The 5,002-nt window shown below is 62.3% G+C and carries 3 protein-coding genes; 1 reads left to right on the top strand and 2 read right to left on the bottom strand.

What is annotated here, in order from left to right; genetic code table 11:
- On the top strand, positions 1-276 hold a 276-nt coding region (locus tag BM321_RS29130; protein WP_139236195.1), incomplete at its 5' end, for a transposase.
- Positions 277-508: 232 nt separating this feature from the next.
- On the opposite strand, the gene BM321_RS29125 is transcribed toward BM321_RS29130, so the two are convergent.
- Positions 509-847 carry a tryptophan synthase subunit beta gene (locus BM321_RS29125; protein WP_092205600.1) on the bottom strand — a complete coding sequence of 113 codons (339 nt, stop codon included), beginning with the start codon at positions 845-847 and terminating at the stop codon, positions 509-511.
- 183 nt (positions 848-1,030) lie between these two features.
- The coding region (locus BM321_RS29120; protein ID WP_139236222.1) for an immunoglobulin-like domain-containing protein at positions 1,031-5,002 on the bottom strand (3,972 nt) is incomplete at its 5' end.

The raw sequence follows: 5,002 nt of genomic DNA, 5'->3' as shown, positions 1-5,002 counted from the left end.
CGCGCCTGGGATCGAGTCGTCCCATTTTTTGTTTTCCCACCGGCCATTCGAAAAGTGATCTACACGACCAATGCAATCGAAAGCATCAACGCTCAACTGCGCAAGATCATTAAAACGAGAGGACACTTCCCAACCGATGACGCTGCAATCAAATTAATCTGGCTGGGCTTGCGCAATATCACGGCGAACTGGGGCAGTGCGGCCCACGACTGGAAAAGTGCCATGAATCAATTCGCGATCCTGTACGGGGACCGGTTCATCAGGCCGACGTGGTAAATGAAGGTCTGCCTAACGGCAGGCCGTTACCGGCCCGCACACAAAAAACCTGACACTCCCGCGTCAGTCCAGACAACACGATCCCCTGTGGCGAGGGAGCTTGCTCCCGCTGGCCTGCGAAGCAGGCCCCAGCAGCTCTTCAGGCAGACCGCGTTGCCTGGTTTTGCGACTGCTGCGCAGCCGAGCGGGAACAAGCTCCCTCGCCACAGGGATCGGGTTGTGTCATTTGAGGCTAGATCAACCCCTTCTCATCATCGTCGATCAACCGGCTCAACCCGCCCAGTGCTTCCCGGGCCTGGGTGCGGTCCATCAGCTTGGCCTGGGCCGCGGCTGGCAGGTCGGTGACGCGGATGACGCCTTTGCTGGTCAGCACCTGGATCAAGTCATCAAGTACCCGGATCATCTCCAGGTCGCTCTGCTTGAGCTGCTTGAGGCTGTTTTCCACCGCCTGGTTGGCGAACCAGTCCTGGATCTCGTGGCTGTCGGCCGGCAGGGTTTCGGTGGCTTCGGCATAAGCGGCGGCTTCTACGCGCACCAGCAGGCCTTGTGCATCGCGTTGCACATAAAACATCGGGCATCCCTCATGTATGAAGCGGCGTCATGCTGGGCAGCATAGGCCAACTGTGGGGGAGTATGAACACTTATCCCGTGGCGAGGGAGCTTGCTCCCGCTGGGCTGCGCAGCAGCCCCAAAAACAGGGCCGCTTCACGCCCCAGCGGGAGCAAGCTCCCTCGCCACGGGTTTTGTGTCAGGTTCAGCTGTTGTTGTGATCGACCTTGATGGTCGGGTCACTGCCGGCGATCAACGAGTTCAGGTTCACGTTCGACCAGTTGTTGCCTTCGAGCTTGATCGTCACGTCCGGCGCCGCCGCGGCACCGTTGGCCCCATTGAACTGGCCGGAGGTACTGACCTGCAGCGACGACACGCCATCGACCGTGCTGATCTTCAGGAAGTGGTCGATGGTGCTGCCGGTTTCGCCCTGCAACAGATCCCGCAAGTCGATCCGGTCGCCATCGGCGGCCTTGAAGTCCTTGATCACGTCGGTGCCGGTGTCGCCGGCCTTCCAGACAAAGGTATCGCCCCCCAGGCCGCCGATCAGGGTGTCATTGCCCTGGCCGCCGATCAGTGTGTCGTTACCCGTGCCACCTAGCAGGATGTCATTGCCCTTGCCACCGTTGAGCGTGTCGTTGCCGCCCTGGCCGAAAATGATGTCGTTGCCGGCGCCGCCCAACAGGGTGTCGTTGCCATCGTGGGCACCGGACACATCGAACGCGGTGTAGTGCTCGGTGATGTACTGGTGCACGTTGCTGGTGGTGACCTTGCTGACGTCCACGCCGTTCTGCTGGGCCACGAACGCCTGGATGGCCTGGTAACCCTCGCCGGCGATGCCGTTGAAGCTCACCAGGTCGCCGAACAGGATGTCGTTGCCGTCGCCACCATTGACCGTATCGGCGCCCGGCAGGGTCGCTTCGGTGTGGCCGATGATCGAGTTCGCCAGGTCTTTCGGGTCGATGTTGGTCTGTGGTTTTGCATCCGAGTCGTATGGCTTGAGATCGGCCAGGGTCACATCGCTGTTAAGGCCGATGGCTTCCACGCCAGACAGCGAGCTCAGGAGCGCGAAGGCGCTCAGGGAGTTGCTGGTGGTGCTCGAGTCGGTGCTGTTGCCGGTACCGTCGCGATACGACAGCTCATAGGTGCCGTCACCCTGGGCATGCAAGGTGCCCAGCGCTTCGTCGCTCCAGTAGCCGCCCCAGGTTTTTTTCCAGGTTTGCAGCGTGACATTGCCAGACTCGTCGACCTTCACGCGGTGTGTGCTGTCCAGGTCGGCGCTGAACGTCTGGCCCAGCTTGTAGTTGGTCGTGGTAATCAGGCTGTCGAGCTTCACGTCGCCGTAAAGGGTCGGGTTGGTCTGTTCACCAGACTGATAGAAGGTCGGCTGGCCGTCAGTGATGAAGTAAGTCAGGTTTTTCGCCCCGGTGTTGCTCAAGGCTTCAGTGCTCTTGAACCAGTTGGCCGTGGTCTTGAATACGTCCTCGTAGTTGGTGCCGCCGCCGGACGCCATTGAATCCAGCACGTTCTTGAGCAGCGCCAGTGCGTTCGGGTCCTTGAGGTTGACCGAAACGGTCTTGTTCACCTGCCTGTCGAAGTCCGCCAGGAAGATGTTCACCGTGCCCGAGTTGCTACCCATGCTTTGCTTGAGCGTGTTGAACACCGACGTCAGCGAGGTCTTGGCTGCGGAAAGCGACGAATCGCTCATGCTGCCGGAGCTGTCGACCATGAAGGCAATGTTGTAGTTGACGCCCGGCACCACGGTCAGGCCGCCGATGTCGGCGACGACGATGTCGTTGCCATCCGTGCCGGTGACGTTGTCGCTGCTGGAGGTGGCTGTCACGGCGTTGTACACCGCCGGATAAACCGTGACCGGGATCTGCGCGGTGCTGACCGCCGAGCCGCCGAGGGCTTCGGTAGAGGTCGACGTCACGGTCAGGTTGAACTGGCCGTTGTAGTAGGTCGGTGGCGTCAGGGTCAGGCTGCCCAGGTTCCAGCCGGTGACCGAGGCTTCGCCGTTGCTGCCCACGGTCGCGGTATGGCCCGCGCCGTCGCTCAGCACGCTGCCTTCCGGAATGCCGCCGATCTTCACGCTCAGGCTTTCCGAACCGTCGGTGTCGGTCAGGGCCGTGGTGATCTTGGACAGGTTTACGCTGGTGCCTTCGGCGCCTTCGTTGAGTTTGTAGCCGTCGTAATAGCCTTCGCCATTGGTACCGTGCAGGTCGGAGACGGTCACGCCGGCATTCGCCAGGTCGGCCACACCAGTGTACAGCGGCACGCCGGCACTGCTCAGGTCCACTGGCGTGCCGCCGTTGACCGACAGGTTCACGTCGTAGCTGCCCGGGCCAGTCTGGTTATGGTGGTAGATGTCCAGGGTGTAGTAGCCGCTGGTGGTCGGTGTGAACGAGCCGTTCAATTTACCGCCTGCGCCCCAGGTGATGGCCGCCACGTCCTTGCCGCCGACGGTGACCAGCAGGCTGTCATCGCCGGTACCGCTGAAGGTGTAGGTCTTGCCGGCTTCGAGGAAGATCAGGCCGGAGGTTTTCGACGCGGTGCCCGGGTTCACGTTGCTGTCGGACTGCACGTTGGTCACGTTGGTGCTGCTGTTCGGCGTGCCGGCGGCATCGATCACCGATTTGAGCGTGCCGGATGGCGCGCCGTTGCCATCGGTGCCCAGGCCCGACAGGCCGGTCCAGACTTCCTTGATCAGGCCGGTGGAGGTCACGCTGTTGCCAGCCACGTTGAGGCTCGGTGCGTCGGCGACCGGCGTGATGTCGATCTTCACCGTGCCGGTATTGCCCAGCGCCTGGCCGTCGGTTGGCTGGAAGCTGATCTGTGCGTAATCGGCCTTTTGATCGCCCACGCCGCTCGGGTTGCCGTTGGCGCCGGATTCGTTGGCGTCCGGGGTGAAGCGCAGCTTGCCGGCGTCGATGTCAGCCTTGGTGAAGGTCTGGTTGTTGGCCACGTCCTTCCAGGTGGCACCGTCCAGGTACTGCAACTTGCCGTCGCTCGGCAGCCCGGTGATTTTCACACCCTGGCTGGCGGCGGCGCTGTCCACGTCGCTGATACCGAACGTCGACCAGCCGAGCACCAATGAAGTGTCTTCGGTACCGGTCACCGCGCTACCGGTGGCTACTGGCGCGTCGTTGACCCCGACCACGTTCACGGTGGTGGTGGCCGTGTTGGAGTAGTTGGTGCCGTCGGTCACCGTCACGGTGATGATGCGCGGTACGGTACTCGGGTCATCGCTGCTGTTGGTGAAGCTGATGTTCTTGATCTGCTGCATGTAGTCGGCCAGCGTCGCATTGCCCGACAGCGTCAGCACGATCTTGCCGTCGGTGCTGTTGGCGTTGATGCTGATGCCATTGACGCTGTTGCCCAGGTTCAGCACATCGCCAGGCTGACGGTTGGTCAGCACGATGGTCGCGCCGGTCAGCAGGGTGCTGTCCGGGTCGGTGATCTTCAGGTCGGTGTCACCGATGGACACGCCCGGGCCCGTGGTGCCTTCGGTGAAGGTCACCTGGTAGTCGGCCCCGGTCTTGCCGCTGGAGTTGTTGGCGTCCAGGTCGAGTACCGGCGGCGCATCGTTGTCGATGATCGACGTGCTGACGCTGCCGTTGGTGCCGCTGACGCCCAGGTGCTCGAAGTTGCCACCGGTGGCCGAGTCGATCTTGACCACGAAGTTTTCGGTGCCTTCGGTGATCTTGTCGTCCAGCGTCGCGACGTTGAAGGTGGCGCTGGTGGCGTTGGCCGGGATCTTCACGGTGTAGACGCCGGTGAAGTCCGAACCGTCGGCCGCAGTGCCGCTGTAGACGATCTTGACGGTCACTTCCGTCTGCGCCGGGTTGGTCAGGCTGACGGTGTACGTCGCGGTCTGGCCTTCGGTGACGGACGTGCTGCCGGTGATGCTGACCGTGGTGTTGTCGACGGTGTCAGTGACTGCAGTCACCGCCGGCGCGGTGCTCGGGACGAGATTCTCGAAGTTGCCACCGGTGGCTGTCTTGATGGTTGCCGAGACATTACCGGCGTCCTGATAGACGTCGTCTTTCGGCGCATCGACGGTCACGGTACCGGTTTTGGCTCCGGCGGCGATGTTGATCACCGCGCCATTGCTCAAGGTGACGGTGACCGGTGAGCCGGCGGCGTTGGTCAGGGTGGCGGTGTAGGTGATCTGACC

It is taken from the genome of Pseudomonas sp. NFIX10 (assembly GCF_900111955.1).
GTDB lineage: Bacteria > Pseudomonadota > Gammaproteobacteria > Pseudomonadales > Pseudomonadaceae > Aquipseudomonas > Aquipseudomonas fluorescens_AA.
Note: the sequence above shows the minus strand (reverse complement) of the source record. Positions and strands in the feature narration are given on the sequence as shown.